A 334-nucleotide genomic window follows, 5' to 3' on the forward strand; every position below is an offset into this window, starting at 1 on the left:
GATTATTTAATGGATCCTTATTAATCGCCCTTGCTCGTATAAGAAAGCCACTAAAAACTGTTTTCTCATTAATATTTAGTAATACAGAAGGAAATCCAATCTCGTCAATTGTTTCCGAAGTACGTGTAAAAAATAAGTCTCCTGTTTTTGCAGAATTATTTTCTATTTCTTTTGCAGTAACCTGAACTCTACCTTTTAGATCAGATGATTCTAATGCTCTATGATGATAGACATCTGTATAGTTAACAATTGGAATCCCATCTCCAAAATATTCTTTCCTTTATTTATTCCGTTCTTAAATGAATAAAAGCTTTTTAGCTTACGCTGCTCCCAT

Annotated in this window: 1 protein-coding gene; it reads left to right on the top strand. The window is 31.7% G+C overall.

Annotated elements, in window-relative coordinates; translation table 11 throughout:
* Positions 1-185 (top strand): hypothetical protein (locus HMPREF0549_RS10025; protein ID WP_003717989.1); only part of this gene is annotated, 185 nt, incomplete at its 5' end.
* Positions 186-334: the final 149 nt, after the last annotated feature.

It is taken from the genome of Limosilactobacillus vaginalis DSM 5837 = ATCC 49540, assembly GCF_000159435.1.
Classification (GTDB): Bacteria; Bacillota; Bacilli; order Lactobacillales; family Lactobacillaceae; genus Limosilactobacillus; species Limosilactobacillus vaginalis.